The organism is Clostridium sp. UBA7503 (genome assembly GCF_002477055.1).
In the GTDB taxonomy this organism is placed as follows: domain Bacteria; phylum Bacillota; class Clostridia; order Clostridiales; family Clostridiaceae; genus Clostridium_J; species Clostridium_J sulfidigenes.
In genome coordinates, this window is sequence record NZ_DLNT01000046.1 from 23,844 (window position 1) to 42,522 (window position 18,679).

The 18,679-nt window shown below is 28.6% G+C and carries 16 protein-coding genes, 1 pseudogene and 1 riboswitch; of the genes and pseudogenes, 12 read left to right on the forward strand and 5 right to left on the reverse strand.

Annotated features, from left to right (window positions below; translation table 11 throughout):
* Window positions 1-61 precede the first annotated feature (61 nt).
* Window positions 62-819: pseudogene (locus B3630_RS17470) on the forward strand (metalloregulator ArsR/SmtB family transcription factor).
* A gap of 160 nt (window positions 820-979) precedes the next feature.
* Here B3630_RS17470 and B3630_RS13440 read toward each other — a convergent pair.
* Window positions 980-1,918: an AEC family transporter gene (locus B3630_RS13440; protein WP_346898984.1), complete on the reverse strand. Its 939-nt coding sequence runs from the start codon at window positions 1,916-1,918 to the stop codon at window positions 980-982.
* Between the two features lie 311 nt (window positions 1,919-2,229).
* Here B3630_RS13440 and B3630_RS13445 point away from each other — a divergent pair, with 311 nt between their 5' ends.
* The 3 genes from B3630_RS13445 (at window position 2,230) to B3630_RS13455 (ending at window position 5,365) form a co-directional block, all read left to right on the forward strand.
* Complete coding sequence (locus tag B3630_RS13445; protein ID WP_346871399.1) at window positions 2,230-2,475, forward strand: TM1266 family iron-only hydrogenase system putative regulator; 246 nt, start codon at window positions 2,230-2,232, stop codon at window positions 2,473-2,475.
* A gap of 82 nt (window positions 2,476-2,557) precedes the next feature.
* Window positions 2,558-3,976: a [FeFe] hydrogenase H-cluster radical SAM maturase HydG gene (gene hydG / locus B3630_RS13450; protein WP_346898986.1), complete on the forward strand. Its 1,419-nt coding sequence runs from the start codon at window positions 2,558-2,560 to the stop codon at window positions 3,974-3,976.
* 222 nt (window positions 3,977-4,198) lie between these two features.
* Window positions 4,199-5,365, forward strand: coding sequence for a hypothetical protein (locus B3630_RS13455; RefSeq protein ID WP_346898988.1), 1,167 nt, complete (start codon window positions 4,199-4,201; stop codon window positions 5,363-5,365).
* Between the two features lie 45 nt (window positions 5,366-5,410).
* Here B3630_RS13455 and B3630_RS13460 read toward each other — a convergent pair whose 3' ends face one another.
* Both B3630_RS13460 and B3630_RS13465 read right to left on the reverse strand, forming a co-directional pair.
* Complete coding sequence (locus B3630_RS13460) at window positions 5,411-5,992, reverse strand: 4Fe-4S binding protein (RefSeq protein WP_346898990.1); 582 nt, start codon at window positions 5,990-5,992, stop codon at window positions 5,411-5,413.
* Window positions 5,992-6,204, reverse strand: coding sequence for a DUF362 domain-containing protein (locus tag B3630_RS13465; protein ID WP_346898992.1), 213 nt, complete (start codon window positions 6,202-6,204; stop codon window positions 5,992-5,994). The genes B3630_RS13460 and B3630_RS13465 overlap by 1 nt, the downstream gene beginning before the upstream one ends.
* A 108-nt stretch (window positions 6,205-6,312) precedes the next feature.
* Here B3630_RS13465 and B3630_RS13470 point away from each other — a divergent pair, with 108 nt between their 5' ends.
* Window positions 6,313-6,987, forward strand: coding sequence for a Crp/Fnr family transcriptional regulator (locus B3630_RS13470; protein WP_346898994.1), 675 nt, complete (start codon window positions 6,313-6,315; stop codon window positions 6,985-6,987).
* A gap of 230 nt (window positions 6,988-7,217) precedes the next feature.
* Window positions 7,218-10,586: an AAA family ATPase gene (locus B3630_RS13475; RefSeq protein ID WP_346898996.1), complete on the forward strand. Its 3,369-nt coding sequence runs from the start codon at window positions 7,218-7,220 to the stop codon at window positions 10,584-10,586.
* 120 nt (window positions 10,587-10,706) lie between these two features.
* Here the strand turns inward: B3630_RS13475 and B3630_RS13480 are convergent, their stop codons facing one another.
* Window positions 10,707-11,219, reverse strand: a complete 513-nt coding sequence (locus B3630_RS13480) for a superoxide dismutase family protein (RefSeq protein ID WP_346898998.1) — start codon at window positions 11,217-11,219, stop codon at window positions 10,707-10,709.
* Between the two features lie 188 nt (window positions 11,220-11,407).
* Between B3630_RS13480 and B3630_RS13485 the strand changes: the two genes are divergently transcribed.
* The 3 genes from B3630_RS13485 (at window position 11,408) to B3630_RS13495 (ending at window position 14,313) form a co-directional block, all read left to right on the forward strand.
* Complete coding sequence (locus B3630_RS13485; protein WP_346899000.1) at window positions 11,408-11,752, forward strand: hypothetical protein; 345 nt, start codon at window positions 11,408-11,410, stop codon at window positions 11,750-11,752.
* Window positions 11,753-11,770: 18 nt separating this feature from the next.
* A complete protein-coding gene (locus B3630_RS13490) occupies window positions 11,771-12,943 on the forward strand; it encodes a cation:proton antiporter (protein WP_346899002.1) in 1,173 nt (390 codons plus the stop codon).
* A gap of 76 nt (window positions 12,944-13,019) precedes the next feature.
* Window positions 13,020-13,209, forward strand: a riboswitch (cobalamin riboswitch).
* 216 nt (window positions 13,210-13,425) lie between these two features.
* Window positions 13,426-14,313 carry a YitT family protein gene (locus B3630_RS13495; protein WP_346899004.1) on the forward strand — a complete coding sequence of 296 codons (888 nt, stop codon included), beginning with the start codon at window positions 13,426-13,428 and terminating at the stop codon, window positions 14,311-14,313.
* 82 nt (window positions 14,314-14,395) lie between these two features.
* Here B3630_RS13495 and B3630_RS13500 read toward each other — a convergent pair whose 3' ends face one another.
* Complete coding sequence (locus tag B3630_RS13500) at window positions 14,396-14,935, reverse strand: 50S ribosomal protein L25 (protein ID WP_346899006.1); 540 nt, start codon at window positions 14,933-14,935, stop codon at window positions 14,396-14,398.
* A gap of 275 nt (window positions 14,936-15,210) precedes the next feature.
* Here B3630_RS13500 and B3630_RS13505 point away from each other — a divergent pair, with 275 nt between their 5' ends.
* From B3630_RS13505 to B3630_RS13515, 3 genes are all read left to right on the forward strand, one after another.
* On the forward strand, window positions 15,211-15,555 hold the full coding sequence (locus tag B3630_RS13505; RefSeq protein WP_346899008.1) for a PadR family transcriptional regulator: 345 nt from the start codon (window positions 15,211-15,213) through the stop codon (window positions 15,553-15,555).
* Window positions 15,543-16,856: an FtsW/RodA/SpoVE family cell cycle protein gene (locus tag B3630_RS13510; protein WP_346899010.1), complete on the forward strand. Its 1,314-nt coding sequence runs from the start codon at window positions 15,543-15,545 to the stop codon at window positions 16,854-16,856. Before B3630_RS13505 ends, B3630_RS13510 begins: the two co-directional genes overlap by 13 nt.
* A 404-nt stretch (window positions 16,857-17,260) precedes the next feature.
* Window positions 17,261-18,580 (forward strand): sodium-dependent transporter, encoded by a 1,320-nt coding sequence (locus B3630_RS13515; protein ID WP_346899012.1) that lies wholly within the window; start codon window positions 17,261-17,263, stop codon window positions 18,578-18,580.
* Window positions 18,581-18,679: the final 99 nt, after the last annotated feature.

Sequence of the window (18,679 nt, forward strand, 5' to 3'; positions counted from 1 at the left end):
AAGAGTAATATAATTTAATTAAGCTAATACTTAATTAAATTATATTATAAAAGGAGTATATATGATAGAAAGTGTAAAAGTGTTTAAAGCTATTGGTGATGAAACAAGAATAAAAATACTAATATTATTATCTAAAAAGAATTTTTGTGCAAAGGCAATAGCTAAGCATTTACAAATTTCTGAAGCTGCAGTATCACAACACATTAAAATTCTTAAGGAAGTAGATTTAATTGTAGGTTACAAAAGAGGATATCATGTAATCTATGATTTAAATAAGAAAGTTTTAGAAAAAGCTACAGAATTTATTAATGTATTAATTACTGATGATGTATGCCTAATAGATGATAAGTTTAATATAAGGTTAGAGAGCTTTCATGCTTTACAATGTGAAAAAAATTGTAAGGTGGTAAAGAAATGCTGTAAAGAGAGATTGAAGGAGGAAGAGTAATGAAGGTTTGTTTTCCAGTTAAATCTAATGAAGGTATGGAGAGTGTACCATATGGACATTTTGGAACAGCTCCAATGTTTGTAGTATGTAATTTAGAAACTAATGAGGTTAAAACTATAGGAAATGGTGACTTAGGTCATCAACATGGTATGTGTCAACCAATGAAAGCATTATCAGGAGAAGTAGTAGATGCTGTGGTTGTAGGTGGTATTGGTCAAGGAGCTATAGTTAAGCTAAATTCCCAAGGAATAAAGGTATATAGAGCGGCAGAAGGAACTATAAGTACAAATTTAGAGAAGCTTAAAAGTGGTGAGTTATCAGAGTTTGCTATGAATCATACATGTAATCATGATGGATGTGACCATCATTAAAATATAATAAGAAGTGAAAGAACTGCATGAAGATAGAAATCAATACTTCTATTTTCATGCAGTTCTTTTGTTAATAAAGTTTAATTACATAATGTAAGGGTTATATTTAAACCTTGGTTGATTATTTTTAGATAGTTCAACTATATATTTAAGCTATAATCTAAATCAAACTAAACTGTTTTAATGCAAATATCCACAGGAATACTGTAAGTGTACAGAGAGCCGAAGTGAATACTACTATTTGTGCAGCTAAATCACTATCACCATCCATTTTTTGAGCCATAGTAAAGGAAGAAATAGCAGTAGGAGATGCAAAAATAAGCATTAAAGCTAAAAGTTCTATATCTCTAAAACCTATCCATATACTTATTGGCATAAGAATACCAGGAATTATAACAAGTCTGCCGACTACAGCTATTACAGTTTGTCTTAAATGAGTTTTTACATCATTGAAAGCAAAGGAACCTCCAAGTAAAATAAGGGAAAGAGGGGTAGCAATTCTTGATATATCACTTATAGATTTTTCAATAGCTGTTGGAAGTTTTATTTCCCAAAAAAGAAATGATAGTCCAATTACTGATGTTATAATTAAAGGGTTAGTGATAATTCCTTTCAAAGTATTTTTAATATCTAACTTCCCACATCTAAAAATCTCTAGGGAGATTACTGCTAACATATTAAAAACAGGTACAACAGTAGCTATTAGTATAGCTATAACACCAATTTTATCCTGAGTAAATAGGGAACATGCTACAGGTAGACCAAATATTACAAAGTTACTACGAAATATACCTTGTATCAAAACACCACGTTTTTTATTATCTTTTTCAAGAATAGGAATGAGAATGCATAATACTATGAAGGTAAGGGTAACGCTTGTAAGTGCAAAACAAATAAGTTTCGGGTTTACAGCTCCTTTTAAATCTGTTTTATATATATTATAAAATAACAATAGAGGTAAAAAAATCTTAAAGGTAATACTATTCATAACCTTTAGAGTATTGTCATCAAACATTTTCAATCGCTTTAATACATATCCTAAAGCCATGGTAAGAAACAAGGGTAAAACTACATTAATTGATAAAATCAAATTTTCCATAATCAATATCCTTTCTAGTCTTTAGTTAATCTATTTCTCATATTTTATATGTTTGTCCCAATTAATTGTATACAAAGTTAAAGTGATTTTCAATGTATAAGTAATAATTGATAATATTTGTAATAGGTGTTAAAATAAAAATGTAGTCTTACTCTAAGGAAGTATCCAAGGAGGAAGAGTAATAGATTTAAATCGTTCTGAAGTACATGAGGGCTAGCCCAAATGATAAGGCGGTGTCATAGGATAGCGATATACTATCTCTGCTCTCTTTTGGGATGCAGAGAGTATTTTTTTTGAGAGGAGCATAAGCTTTGGAAACAAGAATCGCATTGATTGGAATTATAGTAGAGGATATTACAGCTACTGAAAGATTAAATAATATTTTGCATGACTATGGACAATATATTGTTGGGAGAATGGGTGTGCCATATCGCGACAAGGAGGTGTGTGTTATCAGCGTAATTATAGATGCAACTAATGATATTATTAGTTCATTATCTGGTAAATTAGGTATGCTTGATGGTATTACTGTAAAAACAATCTATTCAAAGAAATAGAGTAAATATATAAAATCAGAACGAATTAGGTAGATATTAAAATAAAGCACTTAAAATTTTATTAAGAAAGAAGAGTAGATGTATGTATAATGTAAAGTCTAAGGTAGCTACTGAATTTATTGAAGATGGAGAAATATTATCAACCCTTGAATACGCTAAGAAAAATAGTAATAATAAAGAATTAATAAATAGTATTATAGAGAAAGCTAGAGAATGTAAAGGTTTAAATCATCAAGAAGCAGCAATACTATTAGAATGTGATTTAGAAGAAGAAAATAAAAAAATAGAAGAATTAGCTATGGAGATAAAGAATAAATTTTACGGTAATCGTATAGTAATGTTTGCTCCATTATACCTTTCTAATTATTGTGTTAATGGATGTATATACTGTCCTTATCATCATGGAAATAAACATATAGCTAGAAAGAAACTTACACAAGAAGAGATTAAAAAGGAAGTAATTGCATTACAGGACCTTGGACATAAAAGACTTGCACTAGAAACAGGAGAAGATCCTATAAATTCTCCTATAGAATATGTATTAGAAAGTATAAAGACCATATATAGCATAAAACATAAAAATGGTGCTATAAGGAGAGTTAATGTAAATATTGCAGCTACTACTGTTGAGAATTATAGAAAATTAAAAGAAGCTGGAATAGGAACATATATTTTATTCCAAGAAACTTATAATAAAAAATTATATGAAGAATTACATCCAACAGGACCAAAGCATGATTACAATTATCACACTGAAGCTATGGATAGAGCTATGGAGGGTGGTATAGATGATGTTGGTATAGGAGTATTATTTGGATTAAACATGTATAAGTATGATTTTGTTGGATTGCTTATGCATGCAGAGCACTTAGAAGCAGCCATGGGAGTAGGACCACATACTATCAGTGTACCTAGAATTTGTCCTGCTGATGAAGTAAATCCAGAAGACTTTACTAATGGAATTTCTGATGATATATTTGCAAAGATTGTTGCAATCTTACGTATTTCAGTACCTTATACAGGAATTATTGTATCTACAAGGGAATCTCAAAAATCTAGAGAAAGAGTGCTTCATCTTGGAGTTTCTCAAATTAGTGGAGCTTCATGTACAAGTGTTGGAGGATATGCTCAGAAGGAAAAAGAAGAAGAAAATTCTGCACAATTTGATATCAGTGATACAAGAACTCTAGATGAAATTGTAAATTGGTTACTTGGTATGGGATATATCCCTAGTTTCTGTACTGCTTGTTATCGTGAAGGCAGAACTGGAGACAGATTTATGCAGTTAGTAAAATCAGGTCAAATTTCTAACTGTTGTTTACCTAACGCCCTAATGACTTTAAAAGAGTATCTAGAAGATTATGCATCTGAAGATACAAAAGCTAAAGGCGAAGAAGTCATAAAAAATGAAGCTATGAAAATTCCTAATCCTAAAGTTAAGGGTATTGTAGAGGAACACTTAAAAGAACTTAATGAAGGAAAACGTGATTTTAGATTCTAGATAATAATAAAAATAAATCACCCTAAAATTAGGGTGATTTATTTTTATTTGGAATTTTATGTGTATATATAATAATTTTAAGTAAATATGGTTTATATTTAACAATAAGTAGTTTACAATAAATTTTGCTTAACTTATGATAAATATATTTCTTCACATGATAATTACAACATTATTGAAATATAAATAAAATTAATAATATTATATGGGGGGGGCATTAAAATGAATAGTAAAAAGGGTATTACTATTTTAGGGGTAATTATAGTTATTATAGTATGTTATTTGGGTTATTTAAATTTTTATAAGGTTAAATCACCAGATGAGTATTTAGCAGATAATCATAAAACTGCAGATTTTAGCGAAGAAGGAATAAGCACTACTCTTAATTTAATTGATGATAGCAGTGATTTTGATATATTTTTTACTGGTGAAGAGCATGAAAGGTTAGGAAATGAAAAAATAAGTATTGAGATGCTAAAATATTTAAATGAAAAAGAAGAGGTTAGGTACTTAATATGTGAATTACAGTATAGTATAGTGAGTAAATTAAATGAGTATATACAAAATGGTGATGAGAAGTTGCTTAAAGATGCAATAGAAGTAGTAACAAATGCAAACCCTAGCTATGGTGGTGACGATTACTATAAATTTTGGGAAGAAGTGTATAATTATAATAAAACCTTACCTAAGGATAAAAAGATACAAGCTTTTGGAATTGATATAGATTTTCAAGTTAATTATACTTTAAATGAAATGTTTAGCTTAATTCCTAATACAGAACCAGATACAGAAATAATAGAGAAAATAAATAATTTTAAAAGTATACTTAATGGGGATGTAGAAGATGATGAGGAAATAGCTAGAATATTGGCTGATTTATATAAGGATGTAAATAGCAATACAGATATGTACAAAGCTTTATTTGGAGATAACTTCAACAAGTTTAAAAGTAATTTAAGTAGTATGATGAATACTATGAAATATATGGAAAATCAAAGGTTGTATAGAGATAATTTAATCTATGATAATTTTATGAGAATATATAATGAAAATCCTAAGGGTAAATACTATGGACAATTTGGTCAATTACATACTTTTAAAGAAACTGTAAATTACAATGGAGAAGAAACAATCACATTAGCCAAATTAATAGAGGATAAGGGAAAACTTAACGTATTATCTATACCTATAGTACCTAATGAAATAGTAAATCTATATGCAGATATAGAAAAGTTGAACTTGAAAAATTTCACTTTATTTAAGTTGAACGGCAAAGATTCTCCTTATGAAAAAGGCTTGGAAAATTTACTTACAGATAAGGCAGTTGAACCTATAAGTGGTAGTGTAGTAGATTATTATCAATATTTAATTTGTGTATTTAATAACTAAATTTTCTTTATAATTAAAGATATGAAAAAATAGAGGGCTAGCCCTCTATTTTTTTATATTTTTAATTATACAAATTCCTTGAGTCATAGTACCCATTGGACAATAAACACACCAGGAACGTGGTTTATAAAGGACCATGGTAATTATACCTAGGAGGGTTGAGGTTAACATTAAGCTGTAGAATCCAAAACCAAATTGAACTATCCAAGGAGAAACATAGGATAAATCTGTGAAGTTCCAAGGTAATTTAAAGGTCCAAAGTATAGTAAGAACTTCTTTTAAGGTATTTGTGCCTTTGAAAACTAAATAGGTGTTAAATACCATATTAATGAACATAGTTAAAAAGAAAATTAAAAATCCATATCTAAAATATTTAGATTTTAAAAATTTAGGCATAGGCTTATTTCTTGATAATTTCAATTTATTACCTAATAAATCTAATAGTTGTCCTCTACCACAGTATTTATTGCAATAGCCTTTATTTCCTTTGACTATTGAAATTAATAAAGGTACGATAAAACAAATTAATCCTAGCCAAGCAAAGAGTATATTAAATAACCCTAAAACTAAATATAGGGAAGATAGTATCCAAAGATATTCATAAAGATGCTTTTCTTTCTTTTTCATTAGTTACCTCCTTGTTGTTTAATTTCTATAATAGATGCAGGGCAAGTTTTAACACATTTTCCACATCCAACACACTTATCATAATCAACCTTCGAAAAAATACCCTTGTTAATAGCAATGGCTCCAAGGGGACAGACTTTTTCACAAGCGCCACAGGCTACACAGTAGCTGGTATCCACATAAGCCTTTCTTTTAACAATTTTCTTTTCCATAAATTTAAATCCTCCTGTTTTATAAATGTTGTAGTAAGCATATTATAAAGGTATAATTAAAAGAAAATATGTGATATAGTCACACAAGCAATTTTTTAGGAGGATAATATGTTAAATAGTTTAGATGTATTTAATAAAAGACTTAAAGCTTTGTATGATGCTTATCCTGTATTAAAAGAAATAGATGATAGCCATGAAATTATAAGAAAAAACGTAATTTTTAAAAGTTTATTAAGTGAGGAGTATTTAAAAACAGATAGTGGAAACTGCATAGGTATGTTATTTGTTATAAGTGGAATTATAAAGGTTCAAAAAGTAACAGAAGAGGGAAATGAAACTAATTTATACAATGTAGAGCGTGGTGAGCTATGTCATGAAGCATTAAGCTGTTTTGTAAATTGTCAATCACTAAATATTGAAGGTATAGCTATGCAAGATTCTTTAATTGCTATTTTACCATCAGATATAGTGAAGGCCTATTTATTAAGTGATTTTAGATTTATGCACGTTATATATAAAGATCTATATGCAAAATTTAGAGGGGTTATAGAAAACAAAGAAGCTAGAATTCATGAATCTTTAGAAAGTAGATTGGTTAAATTATTACTTAGTAAGAATACTAAAATAATTTATACAACCCATGGGGAACTTGCTTTTGAATTAGATTCTTCAAGAGAAGTAATAAGCAGAAAGCTTAAGGTACTAGAGAAAAAAGGATATTTATTAATATCAAGAGGTAAAATTCAATTACTAAAAGATTTAGACGAACTATATAATATATAAGCTCTTAAATAAGAGCTATCGTTGAATTTTAATGATGCTCTTATATTCATATAGTAAGAACTTTATAAAATTAATAAGTAATGGTTATCAGAATTTAATATTTAAGAAGAATAATGGGAAAAATCTGATAGAATATAAAGTAATTTATATGTATTGAATAGTTATATAATCAGTAAGGAAATTATAATACAAAGATAACTACATAAACAAAAGAAAGGGTGAAGTTATATATGAAAGACAAAAGTTTAAGTAATGGTTTTTTAAATATAGTAAAAAAAATGAATAATGAAATAATAGGGCAAGGAGAATTCATTCATAAATTGTGCAATTATTTTAAAGAAAAGATTGAAGAAGATAAGAAGGGCATATTACTTTTAGCTGGTAAACGAGGAACTTTTAAAAAAGCTAGTGTAAGGCTATTATTTGAAAAACTTAACGAAGAAGGAATAACTGAAGATTATCATATAGATGAAATAGATTTAGCTTCTTACAATTTTAATTTAGGATATAATGCTTTTTTAAGTGACTTATATGAAAAACTAAATAGTAGTTCACAGGTAATAATGTTTAAAAATACTGAAAAAGCTTCAGAAAATATTTTAAATGTGTTATCAGAAATATATCCTAATACGTGTTTAAAGTTAAAAGATAACTATATTATGAAAAATAAGTTTCTTATTGAAGCAAAGATTAAGGATATAGACAATATAGGAGAATTCATCTGTCATAATAAGTTTTTCATATTTATTTATAATAGTGATGATAATATAATAGAAGATGGAATTTTAGATAATAGGGAAGAGGTATTATATACTGAAAGCCTTACAGAAGAGGAACAAAATAAAGTAATTAGAAGAGAAGTGTTAAGGTCAATAGATGGTATACAAAAGCATATGCAAGGAAATATAGTTCTTGGAATAGAAAATAAAGATGAAGAGGAAGATAACTTTGGAATTTGTAGTTTTCTACAAGAAAACTTCATAGAAGATAGTAATTTTGGAATCAGTGAATATATATCCTATAAAATTTATAAACCAATTATGAACCTAATACAAAAGGAAGGACTTTATAGTGAAAGTGAGATTTTAATATATATAGATAAGAATGAGATATATTGCAAATCAGATGATGAAATATACAAGTTAGAAAATTATCTAGTACCTACCCTTGAAGAAGTAAAATATAAATTGGATTCTATAATAGGTATAGAAGAACTGAAGAATTTTATAATAAATGTTGAAAATAATTGGAAGGTACAAAAAATAAGAAAAAGACTTGGACTAAAAACTTCAAAGATATCTATGAATATGATATTCACAGGAAATGCAGGCACAGGAAAGACTAATGCAGCTAGGGTTACCTTTGAATATTTAAACGCCTTAGGTATATTATCTAAAGGTGTATTTGTAGAGGTGAGTAAAGCAGATTTTGTTACAGAGAACATTAATGATACAGCCAAGAGAACAAATGATATAATTAATTCTGCATTAGGAGGAGTACTATTTATAGATGAAGCATATTCCTTATGTGAAAGTGAAGAAGATAAGGTTGGTAAGGAAATAGTAGATGCATTACTTAAGGGCATTGAGGACAATAGAGATAATTTAATAGTCATATTAGCTGGTTATGAAAAGGATATGGAAAGATTTCTAACTATAAATCAAGGTTTAAAATCTAGATTTTCAAATACTATACACTTTAAAGATTACAATCCAGTAGAAATGTATGAAATAGCAGTTAATATAGCTAAATCTAAGGGGTATAGAATAGCAAAGAATGTAAAAGCAGGTTTAATAGATTTATTTACAAGAAACCAAATTACAGGTAAAAATGATTTAGGTAATGCTAGGTTTGTAAGAAATATAGTGGAAAATGCAATAATTGATGCTTCTAAAAAATATCTAACTAACAGTGATAAGGAAATTGATTTATTAGATAGAGATAACTTTAACTTTAGAGCAAATGCAAAGTTTGATTTAGAAGAAAAATTAAATGAAATAATAGGACTTGATGATGTTAAAAAACTATTAAGAAGTCAATATAAGCTTATAGTTGCTCAAGAAAAAAGGAAATCTGTTGGAGTAAATACTAAGATAGAGCAAAATTTAAATATGGTATTTACAGGCAATCCAGGTACAGGTAAAACAAGCATAGCAAGATTAGTAGCTGAAATGCTAAATAGTATGGGATTATTAAAGGTAGGTCAACTAGTAGAAACTGATAGATCAAGTTTCGTATCAGAAATTCCAGGGGAAACCCCAAAGAAAACAGAAGAGAAGTTTAAAGAAGCTTTAGGTGGAGTGTTATTTATAGATGAAGCATATACCCTTGCCAATGACTCATTAGGAATTGAAGCCATAGAAACTCTGTTAAAGTTAATTGAAGATTATTCTAAAGAAGTAATAGTGATATTAGCTGGATATGAAGAAGAAATGGAAGAATTCTTTGATGTAAACATAGGTTTAAGGTCAAGATTTCCATTATGGACTAATTTTGCAGATTATAATCCCAATGAACTTTTTGAAATGGCGGTAAAGCTTGTTGAATCAAAGGGGTTTAAGTTATCTAAGAATGGATATATAGCTTTAAAGAAAAGCTTTGTTGAAATCTACAATAACTCAGATGCACAATCAGGAAATGGTAGAATGGTTAGAAATTATGTGGAAAAACTAATTAGAAATCAAAGCATAAGAATTGTAGAAGAGGATATCAGCGTTTATGAGATGAATCTTATAACTGCTAAGGATGTAGAAAATATAAATGTTATTGACGATGATAACATCTTTAATCTAGATAGTAGATTAGAGCTATTAGTTGGTAATGAAGATGCAAAGGAATTTTTAAAAAATCAATATAAGCTTTTAAAGGTTAGAGAAAGAAGAAAAAAAATAGGATTAGGCTCAGATATTAATAGATATATGAACATAATATTTACAGGGGAAAATGGAACAGGTAAGAAAACTGTAGCTAATATTCTCTCAGAAATGTATTATAGTATGGGAATAGTTAAAGCGAAAAACATTGTAGAAATGGATAAATATGAATTCATGTCAATGATTAATAAGGGAATAAAAATTGAAGATATATTTAGTAAATTTTCAGGGAAAATGCTATTTCTAAATAGGGTAGACCTTCTACTAGAGGAACAGCAATATAATAAAATAGTATCAGATTTCATTAAATTCTTAGATAAAAATAATAAGGTTATATTAATCCTTTCAGGAGAAAAAGAAGGAATGAAAAAACTGGTATTATCTAATCCAGCCTTTAACTATAGATTTCCAACTTGGTTTGATTTTGAAGATTATGATTATATAGGATTATGTAATATAGCATTAAGTATATTAAGTAAAAAGGGATATTCCTTATCGAAAGATGCAGAAGAGGAAATTAATAAAACTATAATAGACATATATGGTAATCCCAATTTAGTAATAAAAAATGGATTAATGATAAAACAATATTTGGATAATCTTATAAGAACTCAGAGTATTAGAATATGCGATGAAGAATTTAATAGAGATAGTATAAATTTCATAACTATAGATGATATTATAAACAGTAAGAAAGAATTTTTAAAAAGAAATATTGTAAAGTAGTAAAATAAAGCAGTAAAGAACTATATCAAGATATGTTTTGATATAGTTCTTTACTTTAGTATAAAATTTATAAGCTTGATATATAGAATTTGTATTAATAATTATTAAGTATTAAGTAAACTAAGTAGGCATTATTATTCCACAAGCTAACCTTTTTCCAGAATTACCGGCAGGTTGACTAGTAAAGTCATCAGCATTTTCATGGATTATGATAGCTTTTCCAATAACATCTTTTATAGAAAATCTGCTTACATAAACACTCATTAAAGCAATACCATTTGATGACATTAGTGGCGGAAGATCTCCATAGTGGTAAGGATGAGGTTCATTTGTTGGATTCCAATGTCCACCAGTAGCTTTAAAAGGATCATTCGAATCACCTATATTACAATTTTTAAACTCATGAATATGAAATCCGTGGAAAAGTGAAGGCTTTCCTTCTGAGTTGTATATTGGAATACCAGTAACATATACTCTAAGAATAATCCCATCATCTAAAGAACAAAATAGTACTCTGCCACGTAGTTCAGGAGCTAAAGGTCCACCTTCAATTATTGCATAAGCCGTTGGTTCAGGCATACCATGATTCATAATTATATCGTTAATACTAAATTTATCATTAGCCATTCTCATATTAATACACTCCATTTTATTGATACAATATAATTTATAATATGTTGTAGTAAGTTGGTGTGTGAACGTAAAATATAAATAGTTTATGTATTTTATTAAATTTAGTTTAATTAAATAAAATTTATGTAAATTTGATTTTAATAAACAAAAAATATATAATAGATATATAAGGAAGGGGAGGGATATAAATGGAAGTTCTAATATTTGTATTAAATGACCCAAGAGATTTAGAGGAAATAATGATTGAATTCACTAACATAGGTATAAGTGGGTCTACAATTATTGATACTGTAGGAATGGCTAACATTTTATCTAGTTGTGAAGATGCAAGTATGTTTTCTTCACTTCAATTATTATTAAACAAAGGAAGAGCATCTAATAAAACAGTATTTACAGTTTTAAAGAAAGAAAGAATAGAACAAGCACTAGAGATTATCAACAAAGTAACTGGAGGATTAAATGGTCCTGGTAATGGAATAGCATTTACAATTCCAGTTAATAAGGTATTTGGAGGTAGTTTTCAACAAAAATAGGAGGGACTGAAGTTAAATATGAATTGGTTATATGTACTAGGGATAGTAATACTTGCAGGTATATTTTTAGGATTACTAGTAAGTTATATTAAACTACCAAAGGTAACAGGATACTTAGTAGCAGGGATAATAATAGGACCTTTTGTTTTAAAGATTGTTCCTACTGAAGCTATCCATGGATTAACAGTAATTTCAGAGGCAGCCCTAGGGTTTATTGCTTATAGTATAGGGAGTTCTCTTAATTTCAAGGATCTAAAGAAAATTGGTTCTGGAATTATAATTATAGCTTTATTTGAAGCACTTATGGCAGTAGTAGTTGTAACTTTAGTTATGGTAATAGTGTTTAAGCAACCATTAGCCTTCAGTTTATCTTTAGGCGCAATAGCTTCAGCAACAGCACCAGCAGCTACAATTATGGTTCTAAAGCAATATAGAGCTAAGGGACCATTAGTAAATACTCTTATACCAGTAGTGGCTATAGATGATGCCATTGCTGTTATAGCCTTTGGAATAGCTTTATCTATTGCAAAAGCTTTAACAAATGGTACAGGAGCTTTGACAGTGATGTCAATAATGAATCCCTTTATAGAGATTATAGGATCTGCTATTTTAGGAATAGTACTAGGATTTGTATTAGCATTTATTAATAGGTTATCTAACAGTAGAGAACAAACTATGAGCATGGCTATAGGTGTAATTTTATTAGCAATAGGCGTAGCTAGCAAATTACATTTGTCTGGATTATTAACTTGTATGGTTATGGGTGGAACCATTAGTAATATTACCGATGGTAAAACTAAATTACTTACTGTATTAGATGAATTTACTAATCCAATATTTATAGCGTTCTTTACTATATCAGGATTAGAACTAGATATGTCAGTTTTGAAGACTGTAGGTATAATTGGAGTAGGTTATATAATAGCTAGAGTTGTTGGTAAAGTTTTAGGAGCTTATCTGGGAGCTAAGATAGCTAAATCAGAGCCTATAGTTCAAAAATATTTAGGATTAACTTTAGTACCACAGGCAGGAGTAGCTATTGGACTAGCACTTATAGTTCAAAATGAATTACCAGCTTATGGTACCCAAATTAGAACTATAATATTAGCTGGAACTGTAATATATGAGTTAATAGGTCCACTATGTACTAAAATTGCAATATTTAAAGCAGGTGAAGTAAATAAAGCTTAATAATAAATATAGTTCATGGATAACATCATTGATGAAGCTTTAAATTTACTATAAACAATGATATAATGAATCTATAAAATTAAATATATTTTATGGTTTTAAAGTTTATTCTTTAAATTAAAAGGGAAGTTGGTGAAAATCCAACACGAACCCGTCACTGTAACAAGGAGTGTATTCTAGATAAGCCACTGTTAACTTAGTTAATGGGAAGGTTAGAATATATGTTGATATGAAGTCAGGAGACCTGCCATAGGATATAGACCAAAAAACCCACGGGGAAACTGGGAGGTGTCTAACATGAAAGATATATTTAGTGCTTTTCATAAGAGAAACTACTTTTGTAAATCTTTTAATTGTTATACTAGACATCCCGTATAGGATGTCTTTTTTCATGTATAAAAACATAAGTTTATATACATGAAATTCAGGGGAATATCAATCTTAAGGTCATTAATAATATTAGCTAAAACAAGGAGATTACAATGAGTAGTATATATGTAACTAAACAATTTATCTCTGATAGTAATATCAAAGATAAACTAGGTCAAGTATCATTAATTCTTTTAGGAAGTTTAATTTATTCTTTAAGTGTAAATATGTTTATAGTTCCACATAAGTTTTTAAGTGGGGGAGTAGCTGGTATAGCATTACTTTTACAATACGTAACAGATATTCCTTCAGGGTATTTTACATTATTTATAAATATACCTATATTTTGTTTTGGAATTAAGGTAATTAATAAGGAATTTGGGTTTTTAAGTTTTATTGGCATGATATCAATGTCTATATTTTTAATATTAACTGAAGATATAACTAGATTTATTAAAGTAAATGATTTATTAATATCATGTATAAGTGGAGGAGTTTTATGTGGTTTTGGTATGGCTATAATATTTTTGAATAAGGCTTCAGAAGGTGGAACGGATATAATAGCTATTGCTTTAAAGAAAAAGTATGGTGTTAATTTAGCTTCTATGACATTTATATTAAATGGAGCCATTGTTTTTACAGGGTTAATTTTAAATGATCTAACTATAACTATCTATACGTTAATATCTCTATTTATAAGATCCTATATTCTAGATAAAGCTATTACTATGACTAATGAGAGAAAATTAATTATAGTGATAAGTAATAATCCAGAGGAAATAAAAAATTCTATCTTGGAACTTTTAGGAAGAGGTGTTACCTTTCTTCATGGAGAAGGTGCTTTTACAGGAGAGAAAAAGAAAGTTATATACTCTATAATGAGTTCTAAACAAGTGGAGAAGGCCAAGAAAGCTATACTAGATATTGATGCTAACGCAGTGATATCCATAATGAATGTGAATGAAGCTCATGGAAAGGGATTTAAACAGTTATCTTTTTAAGACGTAATTTAAATAAATATAAGAAAAAAGTGCTAATCTTTTATAAGAATAGCACTTTTTTAAATTTAAATTTCATTTTACATTAGCCATTTACTACAGCTAAGATAGTGTCCTCAGGAGTAAGAAGTGTTACTTCACTTGGAATATTAATATCTTTAGCTAGTAGTTTATCATTAAATTGCATATTAGCTACATTTACTTCAATATATTCTGGAATCTTTTCTACATTTCCTTGAAAATCAAGATATGGTCTAAAGGTTTCTAAAACTAGTCTTTTAGATTCTAAATTTTCTTGGCCTATATAATTTATAGGAATAGTTAGTTTAATTACTTCATTTGGTTTTACATATTGTAAATCAAAATGTATAATTTCGTGTAGGTTGTTCTTTTGAATATCTTTAACTACACAGTTTAGAGTTTTTCCATCTAAATCAATTGGTATGATAGAACCACTAAAACTGCCTTTTAACATTTTTAACAGTTCAGTTTTATTCATCTTAGCAGAGATAGGTTCTTCTAAAAATTCACCATAGATTACGCAAGGTACTTTTCCAAAATTTCTAAGCTTCTTTAAATTTTCCTTTGAGCTTCTTTCATATACCTTAAATGTTGTACTTTTCATAATAAATCCCTCACTTATTTTTAATAATTTTTTGTTGATTTATTAAGCTCAGTATATAAATGAATCTAAGCACTATTAATTACACACAGAGCTTATTACAAAGCCCACATATGCATCAACCTCCTTAAATATACTTATACCATGATAACATATATTAGGGAAAAAGCAAAACTCATAAAATATTAGGATGAAAAATACTTTACAATATAAATATATACATATATAATTATACCTAGATATACAATGTATAGTATATCTAGGTAAGGAGTGGAATTATGAAAATAAATAAAGAACTTTTGAAAGGAAGCACGACAATACTTATATTAAGTTTACTTAATCGAAAAAATATGTACGGGTATGAAATGATTAAGGAGATAGAAGAAAGGTCTAAGGGCATTTTCTCTTTCAAAGAGGGAACCCTATATCCTATTCTGCATAGCTTAGAAAATGAAAATTTTATAGAAGCTTACTGGGATGAAGGCGAAGGAAAGCGTAAGAGAAAATATTACAAGATAACGGAAAATGGTAATAAAATTCTCAAAGAAAAACAAGCAGAATGGAAATTGTTTAGTTCTACAGTTAATGAAGTATTAGGGGAGGGAGATTTATGTCTACAGTAAACCATCCGAAGGTAGAAAAGTATATAGAAGAAGTATGTGGATTAGTTAAAAATAAAAGAGTTCATAAAAATATAAAAGATGAACTTATAGATCACATAGAAGAGATTATACAAGACTACAGAAATGTTGGAATAACGGAGGAAGAAGCTATAGATAAAGCTATTATGCAAATGGGTTCATACGAAGTTATAGGAAGGGATTTGAATACGGTTCATAAAGCATCTCCTGATTGGATGCTTTTAGGTATAACCGCTCTATTTATATTAGTTGGCATATTTACTTTAGGCTTCATTCAGAAGAATAATGCATTGTCACACAGTTCATATGCTAATTTTTTAGGTAAAACTATAGTTTATGCATCAGGAGGAATCATATTAGCAGCAGTTTTACTGAAAATTGATTATAGAAGATTAAAAAAGTACTCTAAATATGTTTATAGTGGAGTAATAATTCTGTTAATATCCCAAATCTTTATAAACACAGGCTATTTAAATGGACAAATGGGCTGGATAGTTATTGGGCCAATTAGTTTTAATGCTTTTAATATAGCACCTTTTTTTCTAATCATTGCTTTAGCTGGAATATTTGATAATTGGAATTGGAATGAGACTAAAAGTATACTAAAAGGGATTTTTATTGCTTTTGCACCAATAATATTTTTTATTATTGGAAATGCTTCAGTTAGCATTATTATCTACGCCATATCAGTTATTACTTTGATGATTATATCAGGTGTGAAATTAAAACATATTATAACTTCCTTTGGAGTTACAGGGGTTATCTTTTTATCTTGTATGGTTAGTGAATCTTACATAATAAAAAGATTTCAGGTGTTTTTTAATCCTTCATTAGATGTAGATGGAATGGGATGGATTTATAATCAACTAGTTAACTTAAGGGAATCGGCCGGATTATTTGGGCAGGGAGCAAATTTTATACCAAATATGTTGCCAGAAATTCATACAGACTTTATATTTACCTATATAGTTTATTCCTTTGGATGGATTGTTGGAATAATATTAATTTCTTTAATTTTAGCATTCATAATAAGAATAGGTTTAATAGGAAAAAGTACTAAAGAAACCTATGGTAAATTACTAGTAAGTGGATTTTGTGCATTATTTGTAGTGCAGTTTTTACTAAGTATTTCTGTTAGCTTGACATTAGCACCTACAGTTTCAGTAAGCATGCCATTTATTAGTTATGGTGGAAGCCAACTTTTAATTAATATTTTAGCTATAGGTTTAGTATCTAATGTATGCAAGTGGAGAAATACGCCATATAATACAGAAATTCAATAGTTTTTAATAATATAAAGATTATAGTTTAATATTATTATATAATAAAAATATTAGGATGAAAAATATTTGACAAGCTTAAATATCCATGATAATATTTATTAAAATATAACACTTAGGAGAATTAAAATGAGTAGAGAAATTAACTTTAAATCAACAAAAGTTAATATGGCATATTATCTTAGCTATTATAGATAGGGTTTGTATTTATAAACAATTATAGATGCAAGCCAGTTTAACAAATTTGGTTTGTGTCTATGATGGTTAGGAAACTTTGCTATACTCAGATGTTTAGTAATTAGACCACATAGATATATCTATGTGGTTTTTATATTTGATGCCTTCTTATTTAAACCACATGGAATCAATCTATGTGGTTTTATTTATTTTAGGAAGGAGATTAGAACATGAAAAACAGAGAGAACTTTACAAGTAGAGCAGGATTTGTGATATCTTGTATTGGAGCAGCAGTAGGACTTGGGAACATATGGATGTTTCCTTATAGGTTAGGGCAAAATGGGGGAGCTGTATTTTTAATACCATACTTTATTTTTGTACTTATACTAGGATCAACAGGGTTAATTACGGAATTTGCCTTTGGAAGAGGTGCTGAGGGAGGAGCTCTAACAGGAATTAAAAAAGGGTTCAAGAATAAAGGTTTAAAGGGAGGAACTCTCTTTGGATTTATACCAGCCATAGGACTTGCAGGAGTGTTTATGTTTTATAATGTGGTAGTAGGTTGGATAATTAAGTATTTAGGACTTAGCCTTAGTGGAAATATAAAAAATATTGATATACCTAAGTACTTTGATAGCTTTGCAGGAAGCGCTGAAACTATACCATGGAATTTCTTAGCCATAGTACTAGCTTTAGTAATTGTATGTATGGGTATATCTAAGGGAATTGAAAAGATAAATAAAATTATAATGCCTATGCTCTTTGGAATTTTTATATTGTTAGCCATCAGATCATTAACTTTACCTGGAGCTATAGGTGGGGTGAAGTACCTATTAACACCACAATGGTCATACCTATTTAAGATAAACACTTGGGTAATGGCACTTGGTCAAGCTTTTTTCACAGTATCTTTAAATGGATGCGGAATGGTTGTATATGGTAGTTACATAGAGAAAGATTTAGATATTCCAAGGTCTGCAGTAAGTACTGCTGTACTTGATACTATTGCGGCATTGTTAGCATCCTTTGTTATTATGCCAGCAGTATTTGCCTTTGGATTAGATCCAGCAGCAGGTCCACCTCTATTATTTATAACAATACCAACTATATTTAAGGCTATACCTGGTGGACAAATACTTATGATATTATTTTTTTTAAGCATACTATTTGCAGCAATAAGCTCTTCAATAAATATGCTAGAAGGGCCAGTAGAATCTTTTATGGCACAAACAAAATTAGGCAGAAAAACCTCTACTATTTTAATAGCTGTAGTAGCCTTTATATTATCAANNCTATCAACACCTTTAAATTTAAATATGAATTTGTTTAGTAACTTTGCAGATGTAATTACTATAGTAATATCACCATTAGCAGCACTACTAGTATTTATTGTGTTTTACTTTATGTACAACAAAGAACAGGTGTTAGAAGAAATAAATAGAGGTGCTAAGAGAAAGTTAGGAAATAAATTTTTTATGTTTTCAAAATATGGTTTTACCCTTATAACAGTATTGGTGATAATACTAGGAATAATTTATGGTGGGATATAAGTCTGTTTATACTAATTTTAGATATAGATATTCCTATTTTAAAGAGGGCAATAACTATATATTCTAAATAGTAAATTCTCTGAAACCCGCATGAACAGA

Coding starts and splice junctions, on each gene's coding strand:
- B3630_RS13440 (WP_346898984.1), bottom strand. CDS start 1,918: ATGGAAAATTTGATTTTATCAATTAATGTAGTTTTACCCTTGTTTCTT.
- hydG (WP_346898986.1), top strand. CDS start 2,558: ATGTATAATGTAAAGTCTAAGGTAGCTACTGAATTTATTGAAGATGGA.
- B3630_RS13455 (WP_346898988.1), top strand. CDS start 4,199: ATGAATAGTAAAAAGGGTATTACTATTTTAGGGGTAATTATAGTTATT.
- B3630_RS13460 (WP_346898990.1), bottom strand. CDS start 5,992: ATGAAAAAGAAAGAAAAGCATCTTTATGAATATCTTTGGATACTATCT.
- B3630_RS13465 (WP_346898992.1), bottom strand. CDS start 6,204: ATGGAAAAGAAAATTGTTAAAAGAAAGGCTTATGTGGATACCAGCTAC.
- B3630_RS13470 (WP_346898994.1), top strand. CDS start 6,313: ATGTTAAATAGTTTAGATGTATTTAATAAAAGACTTAAAGCTTTGTAT.
- B3630_RS13475 (WP_346898996.1), top strand. CDS start 7,218: ATGAAAGACAAAAGTTTAAGTAATGGTTTTTTAAATATAGTAAAAAAA.
- B3630_RS13480 (WP_346898998.1), bottom strand. CDS start 11,219: ATGAGAATGGCTAATGATAAATTTAGTATTAACGATATAATTATGAAT.
- B3630_RS13485 (WP_346899000.1), top strand. CDS start 11,408: ATGGAAGTTCTAATATTTGTATTAAATGACCCAAGAGATTTAGAGGAA.
- B3630_RS13490 (WP_346899002.1), top strand. CDS start 11,771: ATGAATTGGTTATATGTACTAGGGATAGTAATACTTGCAGGTATATTT.
- B3630_RS13495 (WP_346899004.1), top strand. CDS start 13,426: ATGAGTAGTATATATGTAACTAAACAATTTATCTCTGATAGTAATATC.
- B3630_RS13500 (WP_346899006.1), bottom strand. CDS start 14,935: ATGAAAAGTACAACATTTAAGGTATATGAAAGAAGCTCAAAGGAAAAT.
- B3630_RS13505 (WP_346899008.1), top strand. CDS start 15,211: ATGAAAATAAATAAAGAACTTTTGAAAGGAAGCACGACAATACTTATA.
- B3630_RS13510 (WP_346899010.1), top strand. CDS start 15,543: ATGTCTACAGTAAACCATCCGAAGGTAGAAAAGTATATAGAAGAAGTA.